General features: G+C 45.4%; 27 protein-coding genes. 9 read left to right on the top strand and 18 right to left on the bottom strand.

The window, feature by feature from the left end:
- The coding region (locus F9L33_RS09450) for a GTP-binding protein (protein ID WP_152141920.1) at positions 1-357 on the bottom strand (357 nt) is incomplete at its 3' end.
- 170 nt (positions 358-527) lie between these two features.
- Between F9L33_RS09450 and F9L33_RS09445 the strand changes: the two genes are divergently transcribed.
- Positions 528-1,892 (top strand): cytochrome P450, encoded by a 1,365-nt coding sequence (locus F9L33_RS09445; RefSeq protein WP_152142499.1) that lies wholly within the window; start codon positions 528-530, stop codon positions 1,890-1,892.
- A gap of 91 nt (positions 1,893-1,983) precedes the next feature.
- On the opposite strand, the gene parC is transcribed toward F9L33_RS09445, so the two are convergent.
- Complete coding sequence (parC, locus tag F9L33_RS09440; protein ID WP_152142498.1) at positions 1,984-4,236, bottom strand: DNA topoisomerase IV subunit A; 2,253 nt, start codon at positions 4,234-4,236, stop codon at positions 1,984-1,986.
- A gap of 93 nt (positions 4,237-4,329) precedes the next feature.
- Between parC and F9L33_RS09435 the strand changes: the two genes are divergently transcribed.
- From F9L33_RS09435 to F9L33_RS09415, 5 genes are all read left to right on the top strand, one after another.
- Positions 4,330-5,163: an SDR family NAD(P)-dependent oxidoreductase gene (locus F9L33_RS09435; protein ID WP_152142497.1), complete on the top strand. Its 834-nt coding sequence runs from the start codon at positions 4,330-4,332 to the stop codon at positions 5,161-5,163.
- Positions 5,164-5,228: 65 nt separating this feature from the next.
- Positions 5,229-5,435 carry a twin transmembrane helix small protein gene (locus F9L33_RS09430; protein WP_152142496.1) on the top strand — a complete coding sequence of 69 codons (207 nt, stop codon included), beginning with the start codon at positions 5,229-5,231 and terminating at the stop codon, positions 5,433-5,435.
- A 1-nt stretch (position 5,436) separates the two neighbouring features.
- Positions 5,437-6,009 (top strand): cob(I)yrinic acid a,c-diamide adenosyltransferase, encoded by a 573-nt coding sequence (locus F9L33_RS09425; protein WP_152142495.1) that lies wholly within the window; start codon positions 5,437-5,439, stop codon positions 6,007-6,009.
- 194 nt (positions 6,010-6,203) lie between these two features.
- Positions 6,204-6,965, top strand: coding sequence for an electron transfer flavoprotein subunit beta/FixA family protein (locus F9L33_RS09420; protein ID WP_152142494.1), 762 nt, complete (start codon positions 6,204-6,206; stop codon positions 6,963-6,965).
- On the top strand, positions 6,965-7,891 hold the full coding sequence (locus F9L33_RS09415; RefSeq protein WP_152142493.1) for an electron transfer flavoprotein subunit alpha/FixB family protein: 927 nt from the start codon (positions 6,965-6,967) through the stop codon (positions 7,889-7,891). Before F9L33_RS09420 ends, F9L33_RS09415 begins: the two co-directional genes overlap by 1 nt.
- 58 nt (positions 7,892-7,949) lie before the next feature.
- Here F9L33_RS09415 and F9L33_RS09410 read toward each other — a convergent pair whose 3' ends face one another.
- The 8 genes from F9L33_RS09410 to F9L33_RS09375 form a co-directional block, all read right to left on the bottom strand.
- Positions 7,950-9,290, bottom strand: coding sequence for a CoA transferase (locus F9L33_RS09410; RefSeq protein WP_152142492.1), 1,341 nt, complete (start codon positions 9,288-9,290; stop codon positions 7,950-7,952).
- A gap of 73 nt (positions 9,291-9,363) precedes the next feature.
- A complete protein-coding gene (locus F9L33_RS09405; protein WP_152142491.1) occupies positions 9,364-10,230 on the bottom strand; it encodes a 1-acyl-sn-glycerol-3-phosphate acyltransferase in 867 nt (288 codons plus the stop codon).
- A gap of 2 nt (positions 10,231-10,232) precedes the next feature.
- On the bottom strand, positions 10,233-10,499 hold the full coding sequence (locus F9L33_RS09400) for an HPr family phosphocarrier protein (RefSeq protein ID WP_152142490.1): 267 nt from the start codon (positions 10,497-10,499) through the stop codon (positions 10,233-10,235).
- A 19-nt stretch (positions 10,500-10,518) separates the two neighbouring features.
- Positions 10,519-10,902, bottom strand: a complete 384-nt coding sequence (locus tag F9L33_RS09395) for a PTS sugar transporter subunit IIA (protein ID WP_152142546.1) — start codon at positions 10,900-10,902, stop codon at positions 10,519-10,521.
- 25 nt (positions 10,903-10,927) lie between these two features.
- On the bottom strand, positions 10,928-11,797 hold the full coding sequence (rapZ, locus tag F9L33_RS09390) for an RNase adapter RapZ (RefSeq protein ID WP_152142489.1): 870 nt from the start codon (positions 11,795-11,797) through the stop codon (positions 10,928-10,930).
- Positions 11,794-12,243 carry an HPr kinase/phosphorylase gene (locus F9L33_RS09385; protein WP_152142488.1) on the bottom strand — a complete coding sequence of 150 codons (450 nt, stop codon included), beginning with the start codon at positions 12,241-12,243 and terminating at the stop codon, positions 11,794-11,796. The genes rapZ and F9L33_RS09385 overlap by 4 nt, the downstream gene beginning before the upstream one ends.
- On the bottom strand, positions 12,240-13,958 hold the full coding sequence (locus F9L33_RS09380; protein WP_152142487.1) for an ATP-binding protein: 1,719 nt from the start codon (positions 13,956-13,958) through the stop codon (positions 12,240-12,242). The genes F9L33_RS09385 and F9L33_RS09380 overlap by 4 nt, the downstream gene beginning before the upstream one ends.
- A complete protein-coding gene (locus tag F9L33_RS09375) occupies positions 13,897-14,607 on the bottom strand; it encodes a response regulator transcription factor (RefSeq protein ID WP_152142486.1) in 711 nt (236 codons plus the stop codon). The genes F9L33_RS09380 and F9L33_RS09375 overlap by 62 nt, the downstream gene beginning before the upstream one ends.
- Before the next feature lie 324 nt (positions 14,608-14,931).
- Here F9L33_RS09375 and F9L33_RS09370 point away from each other — a divergent pair, with 324 nt between their 5' ends.
- Both F9L33_RS09370 and F9L33_RS09365 read left to right on the top strand, forming a co-directional pair.
- Positions 14,932-16,533, top strand: a complete 1,602-nt coding sequence (locus tag F9L33_RS09370; RefSeq protein ID WP_152142545.1) for a phosphoenolpyruvate carboxykinase — start codon at positions 14,932-14,934, stop codon at positions 16,531-16,533.
- 95 nt (positions 16,534-16,628) lie between these two features.
- Positions 16,629-17,021: an META domain-containing protein gene (locus F9L33_RS09365; RefSeq protein WP_152142485.1), complete on the top strand. Its 393-nt coding sequence runs from the start codon at positions 16,629-16,631 to the stop codon at positions 17,019-17,021.
- On the opposite strand, the gene recO is transcribed toward F9L33_RS09365, so the two are convergent.
- Complete coding sequence (gene recO, locus F9L33_RS09360; RefSeq protein ID WP_152142484.1) at positions 17,018-17,755, bottom strand: DNA repair protein RecO; 738 nt, start codon at positions 17,753-17,755, stop codon at positions 17,018-17,020. The two genes, F9L33_RS09365 and recO, sit on opposite strands and share 4 nt — an antisense overlap.
- Positions 17,756-18,218: 463 nt before the next feature.
- Between recO and F9L33_RS09355 the strand changes: the two genes are divergently transcribed.
- Positions 18,219-18,599 carry an antitoxin Xre/MbcA/ParS toxin-binding domain-containing protein gene (locus tag F9L33_RS09355; RefSeq protein WP_152142483.1) on the top strand — a complete coding sequence of 127 codons (381 nt, stop codon included), beginning with the start codon at positions 18,219-18,221 and terminating at the stop codon, positions 18,597-18,599.
- Between the two features lie 65 nt (positions 18,600-18,664).
- Here the strand turns inward: F9L33_RS09355 and F9L33_RS09350 are convergent, their stop codons facing one another.
- From F9L33_RS09350 to F9L33_RS09320, 7 genes are read right to left on the bottom strand one after another with little or no spacing between them, the layout of a single operon-like run.
- On the bottom strand, positions 18,665-18,994 hold the full coding sequence (locus F9L33_RS09350; RefSeq protein ID WP_152142482.1) for a DUF1491 family protein: 330 nt from the start codon (positions 18,992-18,994) through the stop codon (positions 18,665-18,667).
- Positions 18,991-19,905: a GTPase Era gene (gene era / locus F9L33_RS09345; RefSeq protein WP_152142481.1), complete on the bottom strand. Its 915-nt coding sequence runs from the start codon at positions 19,903-19,905 to the stop codon at positions 18,991-18,993. Before era ends, F9L33_RS09350 begins: the two co-directional genes overlap by 4 nt.
- A 1-nt stretch (position 19,906) precedes the next feature.
- The gene (gene rnc, locus F9L33_RS09340) at positions 19,907-20,587 is read right to left on the bottom strand and encodes a ribonuclease III (protein ID WP_152142480.1); all 681 of its coding nucleotides are present in this window, start codon (positions 20,585-20,587) and stop codon (positions 19,907-19,909) included.
- Positions 20,584-21,363, bottom strand: a complete 780-nt coding sequence (gene lepB / locus F9L33_RS09335) for a signal peptidase I (RefSeq protein WP_152142479.1) — start codon at positions 21,361-21,363, stop codon at positions 20,584-20,586. The genes rnc and lepB overlap by 4 nt, the downstream gene beginning before the upstream one ends.
- A gap of 52 nt (positions 21,364-21,415) precedes the next feature.
- The gene (acpS, locus tag F9L33_RS09330; protein ID WP_152142478.1) at positions 21,416-21,817 is read right to left on the bottom strand and encodes a holo-ACP synthase; all 402 of its coding nucleotides are present in this window, start codon (positions 21,815-21,817) and stop codon (positions 21,416-21,418) included.
- The gene (locus tag F9L33_RS09325; RefSeq protein ID WP_152142477.1) at positions 21,814-22,560 is read right to left on the bottom strand and encodes a pyridoxine 5'-phosphate synthase; all 747 of its coding nucleotides are present in this window, start codon (positions 22,558-22,560) and stop codon (positions 21,814-21,816) included. The genes acpS and F9L33_RS09325 overlap by 4 nt, the downstream gene beginning before the upstream one ends.
- 38 nt (positions 22,561-22,598) lie before the next feature.
- Complete coding sequence (locus tag F9L33_RS09320) at positions 22,599-23,180, bottom strand: DUF2062 domain-containing protein (RefSeq protein WP_226804056.1); 582 nt, start codon at positions 23,178-23,180, stop codon at positions 22,599-22,601.
- Positions 23,181-23,183 lie beyond the last annotated feature (3 nt).

The raw sequence follows: 23,183 nt of genomic DNA, 5'->3' as shown, positions 1-23,183 counted from the left end.
ACCCAACAAAATGTGCTCACGTGTTTGTGGCATAGGACCATCAGCTGCGTTCACAACCAAAATAGCGCCGTCCATTTGAGCCGCACCAGTGATCATGTTTTTCACATAGTCAGCGTGACCTGGGCAATCAACGTGGGCGTAGTGACGACCTTCTGTTTCATACTCAACGTGTGCAGTAGAAATCGTGATACCACGTGCTTTTTCTTCTGGTGCGCCGTCAATTTCATCATACGCTTTAAAGCTGTCCGAAAACTGCTTTGTAATCGCTGCTGTCAATGTTGTCTTACCGTGGTCAACGTGGCCAATTGTGCCAATGTTAACGTGCGGCTTATTACGTTCAAACTTTTCTTTTGCCATTGTGGCTCTCCTAAGTCGTCGGGCCACGTAGGTCCCTACATTTCAATGCAGTTGCGGTACTGCTATTTTCAACAAAAATCAACGGTCAATTTAATATTTTCAAACCTGTCTGGTCATTCCTTTTGGTTGTGCTAGCTTAAATACTGACACAACCTCCTATGGGTCATATTATGACAAAGATTTTAGATGCAGGCATTGAACCCCCAAAAGTAAAACTTGTAACTGATGTTTGGGGGCCTATTCAGTCCTTAATGGCAGCAAGGCGTAATGTTCTGGAAATTATACCGCTGATTGCTACGAAACAGCCCATCGTTTCTGGAAAAATGGGCAGTGTTCGCTGGCATATGGTAATGGATCCAACTGCTATTGGTCGCATGTTAAAAGAAAAACTGGATATTTACCCCAAGTCTGACATTACAAAAAACATGCTGAAACCCGCAATCGGCGAAAGCATGTTTATTGCAGAAGGGGCGCATTGGCGTTGGCAACGGCGTGCAGCTTCCCCCGTTTTCACACACCGCAATATTTCAAATCTTGCACCCATTATGTCTGCTGCGGCAGAAACAACCTGTGAACGTTTAGACAAAGCCAATGGTCAGGCCGATTTGTTTGAAGAAATGGTTGCCGCAACTTTTGAAGTAATCTCAAACGTGACCTTCAGCTCAGCAGATACCGTGGACAGTTCTGACATCCATAAAGCCATTGATAATTACATCGAGCAAACCGCCAAGATGTCTTTATTTGACATTATCGGCTTACCGACATGGGTGCCTCGCCCATCACGCATGTTTCGCCCCAACTCTTTGAAGCGCATGCAGGCCTTAGCAAATGAAGCTATTCAACGGCGTAAAGATGAGGGCGGTAAAGACATTCCCGACCTTCTCGATTTGTTGTTAGAGGGCGAAGACGCTGAGACAAAACGCAAGATGAATACAGCGGAGTTACGAGATAACTTGTTAACCTTCATCGTTGCGGGCCATGAAACGACAGCCCTTACATTAGCATGGGCGCTTTATCTTTGTGCGTTTGATGAAGAAGTACAAGATAAACTCCGTGCCGAAGCACAAAGTGTTTTAGATGGCCGCATTGCAACTGCCGAAGATTGCGATGCCTTACCTTATACAGAGCAAGTGATCAAAGAAACCTTACGACTTTATCCCCCAGCAGCCTTGGTATCCCGCACCGCACAAGAGCATGATGAATTGTGCAAACGACCAATACAGCCCAAAGATACGGTTATGTTGCCAATTTATGCGCTGCACAGACATCAATCATTGTGGAACAACCCCGATCAATTTGATCCAGAACGCTTTGCCGATAACTATAAACCAGAACGTTATGCTTACTTACCATTCGGGGATGGTCCTCGTATTTGTATTGGTGCACAATTCGCTATGATCGAAGCCAAGATAATACTGGCCACGCTTATCTCGCGTTACAAATTCGAAAAGATCGCTGGTAAAACTCCTAAACCTGTCATGATTATCACTCTACGACCAGATGGTGGGGTTCCACTGAAGGTTACGCCGCTTTAAAATTGTCTACACGCCCCAACTGGGACATGTAGATAAGTGATTGACATAAAGATAATACTGTCATGACTTTCGAGGTTCAAACGGCCTGAATTTAGAGATTGAACTTATTATCTCTTGGGAAACCACGCGGGGCCATACGGCCCGCTGAGGCGCGTTTGCCAATCCATTCATTCAGTTCAGCTTCAGTGCGCGTACGGCCCGCAGGATCTAGCCAACTTAACCCTTCGGTCAAAGTAAAGGTCGTAGCATCATTCAAACCACCATCTTTATACTTTTGCAAACGCACACCTTTACCGCGTCCCATTTCTGGCAATTCATCAATTGGGAAAATCAGAACTTTGCGGTTTTCGCCAACACAAGCGATATGATCCCCAACAACAGGTCTACATACATGTGCTTTCGTTTCACCACGAACGTTTAGCACTTGCTTGCCTGTGCGTGTTTGCGCCAATACATCATCCGTATTCACCACAAAACCATCACCAGCAGAGGATGCAACCAACATCTTTCCACCAGGTTTATAGATAAACAAATCAATCATCTCTGCCTCATTCGGCAAATCAACCATCAAGCGTACAGGTTCACCCATCCCACGACCACCAGGCAGCTGGCTGCATGGCAATGTGTAGAAACGACCATTTGCGCCAAGTAGTAACAAACGATCCGTCGTTTCAGCATGGAACACAAAACGGCTTTCATCCCCGTCTTTGAACTTCAACTCTTGGCCCAGATCAATGTGACCTTTCATGGCCCGTATCCAACCCATCGCAGAACAAACAATCGTGATCGGTTCTTTTTCGATCATCGCCTCAATCGGCACTTCTTCCACCTCAGGGGCATCTGCCAATTCTGTACGGCGTTCACCGCCTTCAGATTTCTTGCCAAACTTATCACGCGTTTCACGTAACTGCTCTGTAATGCTACTCCACTGTAAATCTTCATTACCAAGCAAGTCATCAAGATCAGCACGCTCCACTAGAAGATCATCACGTTCTTTACGCAATTCCATCTCTTCCAATTTACGTAATGCACGTAAGCGCATGTTCAAAATAGCTTCGGCCTGAACATCCGTCAGTTCAAACTCTGCCATCATGATTTGTTTTGGCTCATCTTCATTCCGGATAATCTCAATCACACGATCCAAGTTTAAGAAGGCAACGATATAGCCTTCGAGCACTTCCAAACGGCGATCAATCTTATCCAAACGATGTTTAGAACGGCGCTGCAAAACTTCACGGCGGTGATCCAAGAAGGCGCGCAGCACTTCTTTCATGGAGCACACTTTTGGCGTGCGCCCATCAATCAACACGTTCATGTTCAAGCTGAAACGAATTTCCAAATCACAAAGCTTGAATAACGTTTCCATCAGAACCGCAGGGTCAACCGTCTTTGCACGAGGCTCTAGAACCAAACGAATGTCTTCGGCACTTTCATCGCGCACGTCTGCAAGGATCGGTATCTTTTTCAACTGGATCAGTTCAGCAATTTTTTCGATCAGCTTTGACTTCTGAACCTGATACGGAATTTCTGTGACTACAATCTGCCACTGCCCACGACCCAAATCTTCTGTATCCCAGCGCGCACGCAAACGGAAAGAACCACGCCCTGTGCGGTACGCTTCCAGAATGTTCTCACGCGGTTCAATCAAAATACCACCTGTTGGAAAATCTGGCCCTGGCACATAATCCAACAAAGTTTCATCACGCGCATTCGGGGCTTTGATCAAATGGATCGCAGCATCGCAAAGTTCGCCCAAGTTATGCGGCGCAATATTTGTCGCCATACCAACAGCAATACCTGATGAGCCATTTGCCAACAGGTTTGGATAAGTCGCTGGTAATACCTCTGGTTCATTCTCAGACCCATCATAGTTCGGACGAAAATCCACAGCATTCTCAGACAAGCCAACCATCAAAGCTTGGGCCGCTTCCGTCAAACGCGCCTCAGTATAACGTTGGGCAGCAGGGTTATCGCCATCGATATTCCCAAAGTTACCCTGACCATCCACCAACGGATAGCGCACGTTAAAATCTTGAGCCAAACGCGCCAAAGCATCATAAATCGCTTGGTCGCCGTGTGGGTGATAATTACCCATCACCTCACCCACGATCTTCGCACATTTACGGAATGATCCCGCTGGATCAAGTTTCAAACCGCGCATGGCATACATAATGCGGCGGTGAACAGGTTTTAATCCGTCACGCGCATCGGGCAAAGCACGGTGCATAATCGTAGACAGCGCATAGGTCAGGTAACGATCCCCAATAGCGCGGCGTAAAGGTTCAGATGTGGTCAATCCACCAGCATCGTCGGACATGTTGTTGTCATCAATAATATCAGCCATAGATGATGTGTAATCGGTCGATGATAAAGGGTCTAGACCTTTGCGCGGTTTTCGACGACTTTCTTGCAAGAAAACTTATAAATGGGCGGGGACATGGCACAAAAAACAATTCTCATCACGGGATGCTCTTCTGGAATCGGGTATGATTGCGCCCATACGTTGCACAAACGTGGTTGGCGCGTTTTTGCCACTTGCCGTAAACCTGAAGACTGCGAACGTTTACGGGATGAGGGTTTGGAAAGTTTTGAACTGGATTATGAAGACGAAACCAGTGTTAAGGCCGCAGTTAAAGAAACATTGAAGCGCACAGGTGGCACACTAGACGCGCTTTACAACAACGGCGCCTATGCCGTCCCTGGCTTCACCCAAGATTTACCACGCGATGCATTGCGTGCAATCTTTGAGGCAAATCTCTTTGGATATTTCGATCTGATCAATCAACTGCTGCCTGTAATGCATAAACAAGGCCACGGACGGATCATCAACTGTTCTTCCGTTCTTGGCCTAACTGCCATGCGTGGGCGCGGCGCTTACAACTCCACCAAATTCGCAATGGAGGGCCTTACAGATACATTACGTCTAGAGTTACGCGATCACCCAATCGATATCATCCTTGTAGAACCGGGCCCGATTACCACAGATATCCGTGTCAAAGCACAGCCACAGTTTGAAAAATGGATCGACTGGGAAAACTCGTTAGGGCGCAAGATGTACGAAACCAGCCTTATCCCACGTCTGTACGCCAAAGATACGAAACCTGATCCGGGTGAATTGCCCTCATCCGCTGTAACCAAGAAATTAATCCATGCACTTGAATCGCCTCGCCCAAGGCCACGATACTATGTTACAACACCAACCTATATTTCTGGCTTTTTAAAACGTATCCTTTCAACACGCGCCCTAGATTACGTGTTTAGTCGCATGTAGATAAATACGCCTAGACTTGCCCTATCATCGGATTAAGTTCCGATAAACAGAACAAGGATTCTATTATGCCTGTAAGCGTTTTATATGCTATCGTCGTTATCGCAATTTTGCTTGTCTTAGTAATCCTAATGATCGGTCTTGGCGGTTTTACAACGGGTGGCGATTTCAATCGTAAATATGCCAATAAATTAATGAGGTGGCGTATTATTGCACAAGCTTTTGCTGTGGCTTTGATCCTGCTTTATGTAATGCTTCGCGGAAATGGTGGTTGATATGGTTGTACTAAATAAAATTTACACACGTACAGGTGACAAAGGTGAAACGGCGCTTGGCAATGGCACACGCGTTGCAAAAGATTCAGCCCGTGTCGATGCTTATGGCACAGTCGATGAAACTAACGCGACTGTCGGCCTTGCGCGTCAACACGCTGATGGTGATATGGATACCGCCCTTTCACGTATTCAAAATGATCTATTCGATCTTGGTGCTGATTTTTGCCGCCCAGACATGGCAAAAGACAAAGATGCTGAATATACGCCTTTGCGCATTCTCCCAAAACAAGTCGATCGTCTTGAGGCAGAAATCGACGCAATGAATGCAAATTTAGAGCCTTTACGCAGCTTTGTTCTGCCAGGTGGTTCCGCCCTTGCAGCGCAATTGCACCTGTGCCGAACAGTTTCGCGACGTGCCGAACGTTTAGCTGTTACTCTTGCTGGCCAAGAAGATGTTAATGCCTCTGCGGTTAAATATTTAAATCGCTTATCTGATTGGTTTTTTGTGGCCTCACGTGTCGCAAACAATAACGGTATAAATGACGTACTTTGGGTTCCTGGAGGGAATCAGTAGCAATTTCATAAGCGTGAAATTTTCATTTATTTTTTCACAGCATAAAAGCGACGTAAAACTGTAACAAACACGACGTAACGTCTGCATTTTAAGACGAATATTGTCTTTATTTACAATCATTCTTGGCTTAAACGTGTGGAATAATTTTGGTGTCTCATAATTATTGAGACTTTATTTAACTCGGAGAGTCGCAAATGAAGGTGCTAGTACCTGTCAAACGCGTGATCGACTATAACGTAAAAGTACGCGTAAAAGCGGACGGCAGCGGTGTTGATCTTGCAAACGTCAAAATGTCCATGAACCCTTTTGATGAAATCGCTGTAGAAGAAGCGATCCGTCTAAGAGAAGCTGGCAAAGCTGATGAGATTGTAGCCGTGTCTATCGGTGTGAAACAATCACAAGAGACTTTGCGTACAGCATTGGCTATGGGCGCTGACCGTGCCATTCTGATCGAAGCGACAGATGACGTACACACAGACATCGAACCTTTGGCAGTTGCTAAATTGCTAAAAGCTGTGATCGACGAAGAACAACCAGGCTTGGTTCTTTGTGGTAAACAAGCAATCGACAACGACATGAACGCCACAGGCCAAATGTTGTCAGCTCTATTGGGTTGGTCACAAGCAACATTCGCATCTGAGCTATCAGTAGACGGCGACAGCGCGACAGTAACACGTGAAATCGATGGCGGTCTTCAAACAATCAAGGTGAAAATGCCTGCGATCGTTTCAGTTGACCTACGTTTGAACGAACCACGTTACGCTTCTTTGCCAAACATCATGAAAGCAAAGAAAAAACCATTGGACGAGAAATCACCAGCCGATCTTGGCGTTGATGTAGCACCTCGTTTGGCAGTTGTTGGCACATCAGAGCCAGCAGAACGCGCCGCTGGTATCAAAGTGGGTAGCGTTGCTGAGTTGGTTGCGAAACTTAAAGACGAAGCGGGAGTACTATAATGGCTGTTCTATTATTAGCTGAAGTTGCTGGTGGCGAAATCTCACTAGACCAAACTGGTAAAGCTGTAACAGCTGCTCAGGCTTTGGGTGATGTTACTGTTCTTTGTGCATCTGCTGGCTGTGCTGACGCAGCTGCGGAAGCAGCAAAACTAAACGGTGTTGCTAAAGTTCTTTGTGCAGACGACGCTGCTTATGGCAACGGTCTTGCAGAGCCAATCGCTGACCTTATCGTTTCACTAGCAGGCGACTACGATCACATCGTAGCTCCAGCGACTGCATCTGCAAAAAACATCCTACCACGTGTAGCGGCATTGTTGGACGTTATGGTTATCTCTGACATCACTGGTGTTGTTGATGGCGACACATTTGAGCGCCCAATCTACGCAGGTAACGCAATCCAAACTGTTAAATCATCTGACGGTAAGAAAGTTGTTTCTATCCGTACAGCTGGTTTCGACGCTGCTGACGAAAGCGGTTCAGCTTCTGTTGAAACAATCGCAGCTGCTGCAAACCCTGGTTTGTCAGAATGGATTGAAGACAAGGTTCAGTCATCTGATCGCCCAGAACTAACATCTGCGAAAGTGGTTGTATCTGGTGGTCGTGGTGTTGGTTCAGAAGAAAGCTTCAAAATCATCGAAGCTTTGGCTGACAAACTAAACGCTGCTGTTGGCGCATCTCGTGCGGCTGTAGACAGCGGTTACGCACCAAACGATTGGCAAGTTGGCCAAACTGGTAAAGTTGTTGCTCCTGATCTGTACATCGCTGCAGGTATCTCAGGCGCTATTCAGCACCTTGCTGGTATGAAAGACAGTAAAGTTATCGTTGCAATCAACAAAGACGAAGAAGCACCTATTTTCCAAGTTGCTGACTACGGTCTGGTTGCAGATTTGTTTGACGCGGTTCCAGAGCTAACTGACGCGCTGTAAACAAATAAAGATATATAATTTGAAAGGCCTGCGATTTTCGCGGGCCTTTTTTATTACATTACAACCACTTCGCATGTGATGATCTTAAAGGCCCAGCTGGATATGCCCAATCGAACTCAACGTCATTAATCTGTAATGGAAACGAAATACGTTGGCCATTTCCCCAAACCGTCTTTTCAATTTCATCTGCATAGTCATTAGCATTTGTAGACACCGTAGTATTATGAATATCCGTACGTTTAGAACTGGATAATAAGTGTGCCACACGTGCCAATGACAATCGGGCCGACATCACGGTTCCAGTTTGTGCTCTTTCCTGAAGACATCTTAAAACAGCACTGGCAATCAAATAACCCGTACCGTGGTCGAGTGCTTGTACTGGTAAAGGTGTAGGTTTGTTCGCACCACTCATTTTCATCCCATAATCTGCAATACCACTGCTCATCTGGATCAAACTATCAAAGCCACGCCGCATAGCCCACGGCCCAGTCCAACCATATGCGTTCAGACAGACATCAACCAGTTTTGGGTTATATATACGTAAAGCCTCTGGGCTATACCCTAAACCTTTTAAAGCATCTGCACGATATCCATGCACCAATACATCAGCTTGTTTTAACAGCTCTTCAAATATCTTTCGATCATCTCTTTCACGCAAGTCCAGCCCAGCACAGCGTTTACCCAATGTAACTTCTGGCGCAACGCTGTCCTCTTCCCAGTCAAGTGGATCAATACGCAATACATCTGCACCCAAACCTGCTAAGAAACGCGTTGCAATAGGCCCAGCCAATACACGTGTTAAATCTAGCACCTTAAGACCACTCAAAGATCTGTCGGTTGGCGCGACCTCGCCTCGTTTGATGAACTCCACTAATGGCTCTGATGCAACAGCCTGCCCTTGCGGGTGATTTGCCCAAGTTACCATATCGTGCATAGAGGCCGCACATCCATTTTCTGAAACAATAGCCAGCTCTAAGTCATCTTTTTTCCAGCCAGCAACAACAGGCCTTAGGCTTTCCCTGTCTGAATAATCACCTAAAACAGATAATGCTGCCTTTCTATGATGCGGCGCATTTGTGTGTAACCTTATCCAACCATCTGCAGTTTGGTAATCACCTGCAATTGCATCCCAAATCGGAGGGAGCGACCAGCCAATTGGCCGTAGAGTCATATCAAACCACAATGACGCTAAGCGTTTATTTATAATCACTTCTGAATGATCGTCGGATAAGACCCGCGAGGCCATTACACCAGCCGCAGCCATAGTTGCGACAGCTAAATCAGATGTTTCAAACCATGACGGTAAATTCTCATCCGTATTCGATACAGTGATTTTCGATAAATGATTATCACTTACATCAAAGGCAGCAAATATCTCATCAAGAAATGCCAAGCTCATATACATTCTCCGTAATAAAATAAGCTTATGTTATAAACTTAAATAAATACAGATGCTCAGGGCTTTCTCGTGGTTAGTGTTTTGCTTTCGGGTCTAAATTTAATGTCTCTTGGCGCAAAAATGCCATCAAGCCCTCGGCATCAGTTTTATACTTATCCAAAACGTCGCGACCAATTGGTTTTCCCACTATAGGCGCCTGTTCCTTGCCAAAAGCACGTTTAATTTCATACATTAATAAGCTTTGGCGACATGTATCCGCAATACGGTTGGCAATCTGAAACGCACGTGAGTTTGAACCTTGGAAAAAGATTGGCACAACTTGTGCATCAGTTTGCAAGATAAGCTTTGATGTGAATGTGCCCCAATCAGCTTCGACCACAGGCCCAAACGCTGTTTTACTAGTGCATACAGTGCCGGCAGGAAATACACCAACACAGTGGCCATCTTTAACGCTTGTAACTGCATCTTTGCGCGTCTTTAAGTTTTTACGAACGGCGTCTTCTTCATGAGGAAAACTTACAGACAGTAAGTTCTTCGCAGCAACATCAACACCATTCAACAAGGCACGAGTAATGATCTGAAAATCCTCGCGACGCTTTGACAGCAACCACGCCAAGACCAAACCGTCAACCAAACCATGCGGATGGTTACATACGACCACAACTGGGCCCGTTTCTGGGATATTATTTCTTTGATCCTCTGGGGTTGTAACCTTAATGCTCATCTGATCCAGAACGGACGTCCAAAAGTGTGGATCTTTATTAGGGTCTTTTTCCCACTGACGCATATGCCACAACAATGGTAAACGTGCTGTGAAGGTCTCAACCGTTTTAATAAATAAACGTTTCCAGAAATTAGGAAATGAGTTCGCATAAGTCAGTTCAGATCGATCATACAGTTTGATCTGCTCTGCTTCGCTTTGTGTATTTGCTTCAGTCATATCTATTGGCCCTCACCAAAATAATCCCCCACAAGCATTTCTAAAGCGTCCGCTAAAGCCTCTGCCTGTTCTCCCGAGGTGGTCACATCGATCGTGCTTCCTTTGGACGCCGCCAACATCATCAGACCCATAATGGAATTTCCAGCTACTGTCATGCCATCTTTACTAACTTCAGCATCAGCATCAAAATTTTCAACCATTTCAACAAATTTGGCTGATGCCCGCGCATGTAGGCCTTTTTCATTTATAATCGTAAGGGTCTTCGTCATTTTGAGCTGCCTTTATCGTTTAGCAATTACAGCAGTTCATGTATTTTTTACCTGCAGCCATACTCGTCTCTATGGCTTGTTCAACGGGCAGGTTTCGTGATTTAGCCAGTTTAACCAACATCGGTAAGTTTGCACCATAGAGGATTTTACGTTTCTTTGCCGAGCAGGCCATCATAGAGAGATTTGCAGGAGAACCACCAAACATATCAACAACAACGATTACACCGTCTCCAGTATCTAATTTATCCGCGACAGCACAAATTTCTTCTTGCTTTGCCATACGGTCACATTCGGCAGCAATGGAAATAGCTTGAATGCCTTCTTGCTTCCCAACAACATGCTCAACTGCCGCTAAATACTCTTTAGCCAACCCGCCATGTGCAACGATCACAACCCCGATCAAATCTGTGCCTCTCTTACGATACGCATTACTGTCTTTCCAACTCTCTGTGGCGTATAGATACATGCCAACCTGAGTCTGCAAGGCTTTTCCCCAAAGCTTCCGTCACGCAAACCGAGCGGTGTTGCCCGCCCGTACAGCCTAAGCCTATAGAGAAATGAGCTTTCCCTTCGTCGATGTATGCAGGCAATAGAAACCCACATAACCCATTCAAACGATCGAAAAATTCAGAAAACCTATCATCTGTTTTTACATAATCTACAACACGATTGTCCAGACCATTCAAATCTCGTAATGACTTGTCCCAATACGGATTTTTTAAGAACCGGCAATCAAATGTCATATCCACTCCACGCGGCGCCCCTCGTTTGTAAGAAAACGAATGTAACGTAATAGACATATGATCACGCACCGCATCCCCATACCACTTTATCAACTCTGTTTTTAGGTCATGTGGAGACAATCTTGATGTATCAATCAACGTGTCTGCCATCGCTTGCAGTTTGGATAGTATCTTTTTTTCTCCAGCAATCCCAAACTCTGGTGCATCATCAGGTAATAAAGGGTGCCGCCTGCGTGTTTCACTATAACGGCGAACCAAAACATCCGTACCGCAGTCCAAGTATAATATCGTACTATAAAACCCTTCAGTTTGATTTATCTCTTCATGGATATCCAAAACGGTACCAACATTAAAATCGCGGGTTCTTATATCGACACCAAGCGCCATTTGACGACCAGTTGGTTGTCCTGACAAAAGCTTCGGTAATAGTGACAAAGGCATATTATCTATCGTTTCATAGCCAATGTCTTCAAATACATTAATCGCCGTACTGCGCCCCGCACCAGACGGACCTGTTACCAGTACGATATTCGTATTTTGTTTTTGGCTATTCACTTGAGAGTGTCCATTAGCTGACTATATCCAAATAAATTAAGTATCTTGGCAGCTATAGGCAAGTTTTGCACATCTTTTCCCGCTATAAAATTGATATGATGTGAACCGATCGCAACAGTTTTTGGGTCAGGTAAGCGTTTAGTTTGTTCTAATGTCATATCTACGACAAGATTTAGCTGCGACTTATCAAGATTTGGGCATTTCAAAAGACCAACACCTCTGACTTCAATCTGTCCATGAATATTTTGCGGAGTTGAAACAAATACACCTTTTTCACCAGATGATAAAACAACTTGATCATCCGCAACCAAAACACCGCCCAGCGCAATCAGTTGTAAAGCAAGTGATGACTTGCCCACACCCGATGGTCCTATTGCGAGGATACTTTTTCCGTCAAAATCAACACAGGACCCGTGGACTAATCCAAGATCCAGCTTCGTGATCACCCTGGCAACCCAACAACAAAACGCGCACCTAAAGGAGCAGTATCTTCATCGGCTCCTTTAGCACGAATGTTTTCCGCCCAGATTACACCACCATGCGCTTCAACGATTTCTTTTGAAATGGATAAGCCAAGGCCAGAGTTGTTTCCAAAGTTTTCTGCGGAGCGGTTTGAATAAAAGCGTTTGAAAACTTTCGCCAAGCTATCATCAGGAATGCCTTCACCCGTGTCTTCGACCACGATCAAAACACGGTTCTCAACACGACGTGCCCACAAACGAACTGCATCACCTTTTTCACAAAACGAAACTGCGTTAGTGATCAAGTTCACAAAAACCTGAGCAAGACGTTCCTCTAAGCCATCGATAAATATCTTTTCATCAGGCTTATCAAACAACATTTCAACACCAGATTCTTTTGCTTCCATAGTGTGGAAGTCAACGATGCGTTCTAGCATTAATGTCAGGTCAAAATTGTCTTCTTCTTCTTTAACCAGTTCTGAATCTAAGCGGGATGCGTTTGAGATGTCCGATACAAGACGGTCCAAACGACGGACATCATGTTCAACAACATCCAGCAAACGATTACGTTTTTCACCCTCTGGAGCGATACGCAAAGTTTCAATTGCAGACCGTAAAGACGCTAATGGGTTTTTAATTTCATGCGCCACATCCGCTGCAAACTGCTCATTCGTTTCGATGCGGTGATACAATGCAGATGTCATATTGCGCATTGCACTAGACAAATGGCCAATCTCATCATCACGACCTGTCATATCAGGAATACGCACACGGTCAGGACTGTCTTTGCGTAACTTCGATGTTGTACCTGCATCCATGGCAGAAGCCAAAACATGGATCGGGTTCGCAATTGTATTCGCAAGAACCAGTGATAGAACAACCGATAATACAGCGGCAAAAACGAATAAGCGCAGGATATTATTACGTTCTTGTGCACGTAAATCATCCATCAAACCTGCAGGTGTAGATGCCACAACAGAACCAACAACAGTACCATCCACAGTGATCACTTGCCCCGCAGCAACAATTTCTTGCCCTGCCTGTGTTGTATCTTTCAGCGTTTGCGCACCACTTGCTTGGACTTTAACTGCTAGGCTTTCAGAAATCTCATCTGCATCTCGTGCTTGTGTAGCATCAGCAGGGCTTTTAAAGGGCGCAACTAAACTACCTAAAATGCTATCTAAAAACTCACCGAATTTAGAGCTTTCATGCGATAAAACAGCCGCTTCATCAGCAGCGATTGTTGTCAAAGCCACGTTATTTGCATCAAAAATACGAACTTCGGTGGCACCAGCCGATGGTAAACTATCCACCATTGCGCTTAGCAAAGCATCATTTGCAGATGTAGATTCTGTATTATTCGCAGCGCGTTCTTGTAAGATTTGTGCATAAAGATTTGTTTCAACCTTTAATGCTGCAAAGCGTTCATCCGCAATATTATTGCTAAATTGACTCAGGTACAGCATCCCTAAAAGAAGCGTACAAAGCGCAATCAAGTTAAATGCGATAATCCGACGAGCCAATGCTGACGACCAAAAAAAACGTTTGAAACCCGTAGGCTTCTTTTTCGATTCATCACGACCACTATCAGATACGTTCATATCCGAAGCCATATCTATCTCTGCGTTTGCCATGATCTTATTGTTCGTTGTAACGGTAGCCGATGCCATAAAGCGTTTCAATGGCGCTAAAATCATCATCTACAGAACGCATCTTTTTGCGTAGGCGTTTGATGTGGCTATCAATTGTACGGTCATCCACATAAACCTGATCATCATACGCAACATCCATCAACTGGTCGCGGCTTTTTACAAAACCTGGGCGCGTTGCAAGTGCTTGAAGTAAAAGGAATTCTGTTACTGTCAGCGAAACAGCCTGACCTTTCCAAGTCACCGCATGGCGCATTGGATCCATTGTCAATTCACCGCGTTCGATCAAACTTTCATTTGCTTCTTCTGCAATAGGAGAACCTGCATCCGAAAGGCGTGCTTCTTGGCGACGCAGGATTGCACGAATGCGTTCTACCAACAAACGTTGCGAGAATGGTTTGCGTACATAATCATCTGCACCCATACGAAGCCCAAGAACCTCATCAATCTCATCATCTTTAGATGTAAGGAAGATCACTGGCATATCCGTTTTCTGACGAAGACGTCCCAACAAGTCCATGCCATCCATACGTGGCATCTTAATATCCAACACTGCCATATCCGGCATTGTTTCGTTGAAGGCGTTTAACGCCTGCAATCCGTCATTATATGTAGAAACGTCATACCCTTCTGCTTCTAACGTCATAGAAACCGACGTAAGAATATTACGGTCGTCATCAACCAAAGCTATTTTAGCCATACTGCCCTCTGATATTGCCTGCACTGCATTATTTATTATTTTTATTTTCTTTATATTCCGCTACCTGAGTCGCAGAATCAACTTAAATTTGTCGAAGACGGCACAATCGTGTCATTTTTTCATCACAATTGGCCAAAATAACGTACAAACGTTAACGTTAACTGCGCGAAATTGACCAAAAACGGGCGTTCCATTCAAATTCTCACATGTTATACAGCGGCAACTTTCATATAGGAAAGTTTCGTAAATTCTACGTGCTCGGCACTTTTGGGCACGAAAAAACTAATGGCAGATCACAAAATTTGCCCAAGGAGCACCGAAAACATGGAAACAGGTCGCGTTAACCCAGCACAAACGTTGGAAAAAACAGGCATTTCTGGTCTTAAGTCCGTTCACTACAATCTATTGGAGCCTGCTTTGGTACAAGCAGCTCTACAAAAGGGCGAAGGTGATCTTGGCAAAGGTGGTGCTTTCCTGGTTTCAACAGGTGAATACACAGGTCGTTCCCCAAAAGATAAATTTGTTGTTGATGAGCCATCTGTAAAAGACAGCATTTGGTGGGAAAACAACCCGCCAATGGCAATGGACGCTTTTGAACAGTTGAAAAAGGATATGTTCGCGCACATGGCTGGCGGCGAATACTTCGTACAAGACCTATTCGGTGGTTCAGACCCAGCATACCGTTTGAATACACGCGTGATTACAGAGCTTGCTTGGCATTCCCTATTCATCCGCACAATGTTGCGTCGCCCTGAAGCAGAAGAACTGGACACATTCACACCAGAATTCACAGTTGTGAATTGCCCGACCTTCAAAGCAGACCCAGCAAAACACGGCTGTCGCTCAGATGTGATCATCGCGATTTCTTTCGAGCAAAAACTAATCCTAATCGGCGGCACTGAGTATGCTGGCGAAAACAAAAAATCTGTTTTCTCAATCCTGAACTACCTACTGCCAGAAAAAGGCGTTATGCCGATGCACTGTTCAGCCAACCACGCGATTGGCGACGAGCAAGACACAGCCGTTTTCTTTGGCCTATCAGGTACAGGTAAAACAACACTATCAGCCGATCCAAACCGTATCCTAATCGGTGATGACGAACATGGTTGGTCAGATACAACTACATTCAATTTTGAGGGTGGTTGTTACGCGAAAACAATCTCTCTGTCTGAAAAAGCAGAACCAGAGATTTTTGCAACAACATCAAAGTTCGGCACAGTCATCGAAAACATGGTGTACGACAAATACACCAAAGAATTGGACTTTGAGGACGACAGCCTGACAGCAAACATGCGGTGTGCGTATCCATTGCACTACATTTCAAACGCATCTGAAACAGCTCTTGGTGGTCAACCAAAGAACATCATCATGCTAACATGCGATGCGTTTGGTGTTCTGCCTCCAATCGCACGTTTGACACCAGCACAAGCCATGTACCACTTCCTATCAGGATTCACATCTAAAGTGGCTGGTACAGAACGCGGTGTAACAGAACCACAACCAACATTCTCAACATGTTTTGGGTCTCCATTCATGCCACGTCGCCCAGAAGCATATGGCGCATTGTTGCGTGACAAGATCGCTTCAACAGGCGCTAAATGCTGGTTGGTCAACACAGGTTGGACTGGCGGCGCTTACGGCACGGGCTCTCGTATGCCAATCAAAGCAACACGCGCATTGCTAACAGCAGCGCTAGACGGTTCATTGAACAACGCTGAATTCCGCAAAGACGCAAACTTTGGCTTCGACGTTCCCGTAAGCGTTCCTGGTGTTGATGATGCATTGCTTGATCCACGCTCAACATGGACAGATGGCGAAGCATATGATGCGAATGCTTCTAAATTGGTTACAATGTTCTCTGACAACTTCGGCCAATATGAAAGCCACGTTAGCGAAGATGTATTGGCAATCAAAATCGGCGCTTAAGACACACCAAAATTGACACCATGAAAAACCGCGTTGTTGTCAGCGCGGTTTTTTATTGCCTTGAAATATGGCCCATACTCTGAAAACCTATTGATATGTTACGTGCTTCTCTTATTTTAACCGCTATTCTGAGCTTTTGTTCTCCGGACGAAACCGTATCAAGCCAGACAGAAACAACTGATGTGTGGGTTCTGCAATCGGTCAATGATGAAGCTATCACAGAGAGAATAACCTTAGAGTTTCCTGAAGAAGGCCGCATTTCAGGTCGCGCACCTTGTAACCGCTACTTTGCAACACAATCAGCACCGCTTCCTTGGTTCGAAATCGGAGATATAGGCGCTACTAAAGTTGCGTGCCCAGCCCTAAAGCAAGAACAAGAGTACTTTGAGAACCTACGCATAATGTCGTCAGTTGAAGTCATAGGTGACACACTGGTTTTAAGATCAGTTACAGGCTTTGAAGTCGTAATGGTTTATAAAAAAGACTAATCACCTTTATTTACTGTCTTCGTAAGTACCGTCACAAATCGCCCACGCGCCTCTGGCAATGGCCTATTCCCCAATGCTGGCGCCAAACGTCTTTCTAAAAAGTAGCCTGTGGTCTTCAGTGCATCAAGCACCTCTTGCGCCTCTTTCGTGGCCGTTTGTGCCCGCAAAAAACGCGGCAAAGGTAACATTCGATCAGCCCATTGTGCACCTGCCTTACGACTGACAGCACGCCCTGATTTTGGGGATACATAAATCAAATCCTGCATGTCCCCCGTGGCAGCACAACTGTCTAAATCCAAACCATAGCCAAGCTCTTCTAACACAGCATGTTCCCATAAGGCATAATCCGACAACCACGCCTGCCCTGCACTCATCTGATCCAATAAATTTACTGTCGCCACATACAAACGTGGAAACGACATGCGTTCTGGAAAGGCAAAACTGATCAATGCGCAAACCGACCCCATTGCCGCCAATGCCAAACGATCCGATAAAATCGTAGCGCGTGATTGCACAGGTTCCAGTTTGTAACTGCCAAGGTGTTCCTCTAGCCGCGCACGCCATTCCGCATCCACCTGTGTTCCGGGTTGTAATATCGGGGCAAGCTTGCGCGATGCCCCACCGCGCACAATACCCGCATGGCGTCCATAATCCTCGGTCAGAACATCCACAATCGTAGATGTTTCACCGTGCTTACGAACCGAGATAATTACGCCTGTACCCTGCCATTCCATAAGATGCAGTTATACACAAACTATCCTATCAATAAATGCTCTAACGCAACGGATATAACCCCAGCGTACGCAGCTATAAACCGACGTTAACCATATAAGCTGTATAACTAACCCCGCTAGCAAAGTGGTTCATGGGTTTTCAAAGGGTGTGTGACAGCATCAAATGCGAAAATCACCGAAACAACGTTTTATTAGGTGCAGGGGATAAAGTCCCTGTTCGGCACGTATAACCGCACTTAGGTGGCGCCACCTTTTACAACTTACATAATACGATAATGCAAAACCCCGCCAGCCAATGATGGTGACGGGGCAATAGGTATGTCTTGTGTTAGCTCGTTATGAAAACGCAAACCGCATTCACCATCACTAACGTCAGCTATGGGGGACAAAGCGGACGTTCATTTACTATTGTCTGCTATGATGTTTATGTGTTTAAAAAAATTAAATGTAATAGGTGAAATCCGTGGCAAATTATAATCCCTTTAAAAATAAACACAGCCAAGAACACACATTTATAAACCAAAAAACTCTCAAGGTTGATCAAGATTTTAAAGCGATGGTCAAGATACTACAAAAAGAAAAACCGTATTCTCCCCAGCGGTGGGAAGCCGCTCGGAAAAGATATGCTACGCATGATGATGTCGAATATGCAAAGGCATTAAATATTGATATAGATTTTGTCCCTTGGTTACGCAAACATGCACTTAATGGAAATCTTGAAAGTATGGTTGAATGGATGGATAGGCCAAATCACATGTTAGGTGGCGCTACACCAAGACAACTTCGAGCACAGCGAAGGGGTAGGCATTGTTTCCAAAGTTTTATAGCTCGACTAGGTAGATGAAGGATCAAAGCGAACATTTCCATGAGCAGCGTTAAAGTCAACTCACACCGTTTTACACGGCCTCATCAATTCAACCCCTCTTCATCCAACAAATGACGCCCATCACGATCTTCGACTTCAATCATCCAAATATCAGGATCAAACGACCGTTGCTTGGTCAGGCTTTCATCCACCTCACGTTCATCCCCTTCGGATAAAATCGCCCATACGCGGTTGCCATCCAAATCATAACTGCGGTGAAACGCACGCGCAGCACCGTCCAGCGTATTCAATTTGATAATCACAGCGCCCGCCGTAGCGTCACCTTTGGAAATCACAAAAGCAGGAATGTTAACCAGCTGGAGACGCTTTAAATACGCACTCACCCATAAGTCGCTGGTCAGGCGTGGTGTCATTTACGCGTGTCTGAAAAATCCAGACCCATTTCCGTAAAGCGCTCTGCCTCGTTTTCCCATTTCGGACGCACTTTCACCTGAATAAACAAGTGCACTTCTGAACCAACAAGGTTCTTCAATTCTGTCCGCGATGCAATACTGACCGCTTTCATTGTCTGGCCCTTTGGCCCTAACGCAATACCTTTGTGACGTTCGCGGATCACATAGACAACTTGGTCAATGCGCACAGAACCATCTTTTTTCTGCTCCCAGCCCACAGTCTCAACCGTCAGGAAATACGGCAGTTCTTGGTGCAACCGCAGCATCAGTTTTTCACGCGTGGTTTCCGCTGCAATCAAACGTAATGGAACATCTGCAATCTGATCTTCTGGATACAACCAAGGCCCTTCTGGAACATTCTTCGCAAAATAAGCGCGCAGTTCTTTTATTCCAAATCCCTTTTCCGCGGACACCATAAAGGTTTCTTCAAACGGGTATTTGTCATTCATCTCTTTGGTCAGTGCCAAAAGCTTTTCTGACTTCACCATGTCGATTTTATTGATCGCAAGGATGACACGTTGTTTTTTGTGAATGCGGCCCTCAAGTCCATCAAGGATCATTTCAACACCAGGTGTAATCCCACGATGCGCTTCGATCATCAAAACCACGATGTCACCATCATTGGCACCAGACCAAGCCGCAGCCACCATTGCTTTGTCCAGATTGCGGCGTGTTTGAAATAGCCCTGGTGTATCAACAAACACCAACTGCGCATTATCTTCCATTGCAATACCCCGAATACGGGCACGTGTGGTTTGAACCTTGTGCGTCACAATCGAAACTTTGGCGCCTACCAAATGGTTCATCAACGTAGATTTACCTGCATTTGGTTCACCAATCAGGGAAACATATCCACAACGTGTATCGGTCATTTTAAGTGTCTACCTGTTCTAATAATTTCGCCGCAGCCATTTGCTGTGCTTGGCGTTTTGACGATGCGCTGGCTGAGGCTGAGCCCCCATTCGAAAGCTGCGCTTCTATTTCAAAGATGGGAGCATGGTCAGGGCCACTGCGCCCAATTTCAACATACTTCGGCGGAGGCATCTTTTGCCCTTGTGCCCACTCTTGCAATGTGGTCTTCGGATCACGTGCATCATCCTTTGCAGCGTTAATCCGCCCCCCCCAAAGGCGTAAAATTACCTCTTCGGCAACATCAAAACCCGCATCCAAATAGATCGCAGCAATCACAGCTTCCATCGCGTCCCCAAGGATGGCTATTTTTTTACGGCCACCTGATAACATTTCAGAGCGACCAAGCTTTAGCGCCGAGCCTAAATCAATTTGCACGGCAACATCAGCACAAGCTTCTTTACGCACCAACGCATTAAATCGTGGCGCCAACAAACCTTCACTTGCCTCTTTGTCTTTATTCAACAGCGCTTGCGCGATGACCAGTGCCAATACACGGTCACCCAGAAACTCAAGCCGTTGATTATCAGATCGCGTTGCCGAACTCAGGGACGAATGCGTTGTCGCCTCTATCAGCAATTCTGGTTGGGAAAACTGGTGTCCCAACCGTTCGCAAAAATCTTTCAGTTCACTCGCGAGTTTCACTCAAGCCCCTTGAAAAAACGATCTGCACGCCATGTCCAGAAATACAACATACGTTTACCAGCTGATGAGAAAATCACACGGTCCGCGCGACCAATCAAATATTCTGCAGGCACGTAACCAACACCCCCCAAGCTTAATGGGACACGGCTATCTTGGGAATTGTCACGATTATCACCCATAAAGAAATAATGGCCTGCGGGTACATTGAATACAGGCGTATCATCAGAACGCGCAGTTCGTACATTCAAAACAGTATGCTCTACACCATTTGGTAACGTCTCTTTGAACGCCTCTTTTTCACATGAACCGCCCAATGCAACTGGTTGATTATAACAAGCTGGCGTGCTGCCCAATGGTCCTTGTGGTAACTTAACCTCTATAAAATTATCTATAGTTTTCAATGGTGCCGCTTTATCATTGATATAAAGTTGGCCCGCTTTCATCTGCACCTTATCACCTGGAAGGCCAATCAAACGTTTGATGTAATCCACACCACGTGTTGGATGTTTAAAGACAATGATATCACCGCGCTCTGGTTCACTCGATAAAATACGGCCAGAGATTGGGCACAGTGCCCAAGGGCATGAATACTTAGAATACCCATATGCCATTTTATTCACAAACATGAAATCACCAACCAATAGTGTCGATTTCATAGAACCCGATGGAATCCAAAATGGTTGAAAGAAGAGTGTCCGAATGACACCTGCGATAAGTAATGCATACACAATCGTTTTGATCGTTTCTCCAATACCTTCTGATTGCTTTTCAGCCATTTCATAAACCCTTATTGTTATGCCAGCTTCATGGCCCTAGATACAGTAATAGTCAAGCTTTGGGGCGTGCTTCAATAACAACAAACGCCTGTGCCCACGGGTGATCATCAGTCAATGTTACGTGAACAAACGCATCATGTCCTTCGGGTGTCATTTCCAAAAGCCGTTCTTCTGCCCAGCCAGATAACTCCATTGTTGGTTGCCCAGTGCTTAAATTCTTCACGGCCATATCTTTCCAAGATATCCCCATTGCTAACCCTGTACCCAAAGCTTTTGAACAGGCTTCTTTTGCCGCCCAACGCTTTGCATAGGTTCCAGCAACGTCTTTTCGGCGCTCTGCTTTAGTTTGTTCTATTTCCGTAAAAACTCTGTTTTTAAAACGATCGCCAAATCGCTCCAAAGTACCTTGGATACGTTCAATATTTGCAAGATCTGTTCCAACACCAAGGATCATGCGTCGTCCATAAGTTTACGCATTTTACCAATGACTGTTTCCAGTCCATCAAAAACCGCTTCACCAATCAAAAAATGCCCAATATTCAATTCCACAATATCTGGAAACGCTGCAATTGGTTGAACCGTATCATAGGTCAAACCATGTCCCGCATGTACTTCTAAACCTAATGAAGTTGCAAAGGCACACATATCACGCAAACGTTCTAGCTCTGCATCGCGTTCATCAAAGCGTCTTTCGGCATGGGCATCGCAATAAGCACCTGTGTGTAATTCAATGACAGGTGCTCCAATTCGGTGAGCCGCTTCAATTTGTTTCTGATCTGCTGCTATAAAAATCGAAACGCGGCATCCAGCATCACGCAATGGCGCAATATAACGTGCAAGCTTGTTTTCTTCGCGCACGACTTCTAAGCCACCCTCAGTCGTACGTTCCTCACGTTTTTCAGGAACCAGACAAACAGCGTGTGGTTTATGACGCAATGCAATTTTTTGCATCTCGTCAGTCGCAGCCATTTCAAAATTCAATGGAACGGTAAGATTTGCCATTAATGCATCAATATCTGCATCCACGATGTGACGGCGGTCTTCACGTAAATGTGCGGTAATACCATCCGCACCAGCTTTTTCTGCCAATAATGCTGCACGCATTGGATCAGGTACTGCTCCACCACGTGCATTCCGCACAGTTGCTACGTGATCAATGTTTACACCAAGGCGGATTTTATTATGTTGTGTGTCCATATAAAGGCCTCACTTTGCTAAATTAAGCAGACTTTAAGTTACTCAGTGTCGCGTTCCGCCAATTTACGGGCTTTGCGTTCTTCCATCTTCAGCTTACGCCGTTTTTGATAAGTCGCAATAAGGGGTTTTGAGAAAACGTAACAAACAACAGCCGCAATAAACCCAGGTATGATCCCACCAATCAAATACGGCATGAATACATCTTGGGTGAATTCCATAAACCCATCCCAACTGCTTTGCTTATGTCCAAACAAAGATTTGATGTTTCCTAAGATCGTTCCAAAGGCCTCTTCAAAGGAATCAACCAATCGCACCCAAGCGGTTGTTTGTTCTTTTGTCTTTCCCAACATACGAAGGCCCAGTTGGTAACTGGTCGCTGCAATAAACGGGAATGTTAACGGGTTGCCAAAAAATGTACCTAACAATGCAGCAAACACATTTGCACGAACCAACAGTGCAAGCCACCAAGCGGCTAAGAAATGCAGACCGAAGAGTGGGGAAAACGATATGAAGACCCCAACTGCGATCCCAAGCGCAATTCGGTGCGGTGTATCGGGCAAACGTTTCAAACGGTGACTGATATAATCAATCCCCCTTCTCCACCCTTTGCGCGGATACATAAA

Origin of the sequence: Amylibacter sp. SFDW26, assembly GCF_009184395.1 — a bacterium.
In the GTDB taxonomy this organism is placed as follows: domain Bacteria; phylum Pseudomonadota; class Alphaproteobacteria; order Rhodobacterales; family Rhodobacteraceae; genus Amylibacter.
This window is presented reverse-complemented; position numbering and strand designations above follow the sequence as displayed.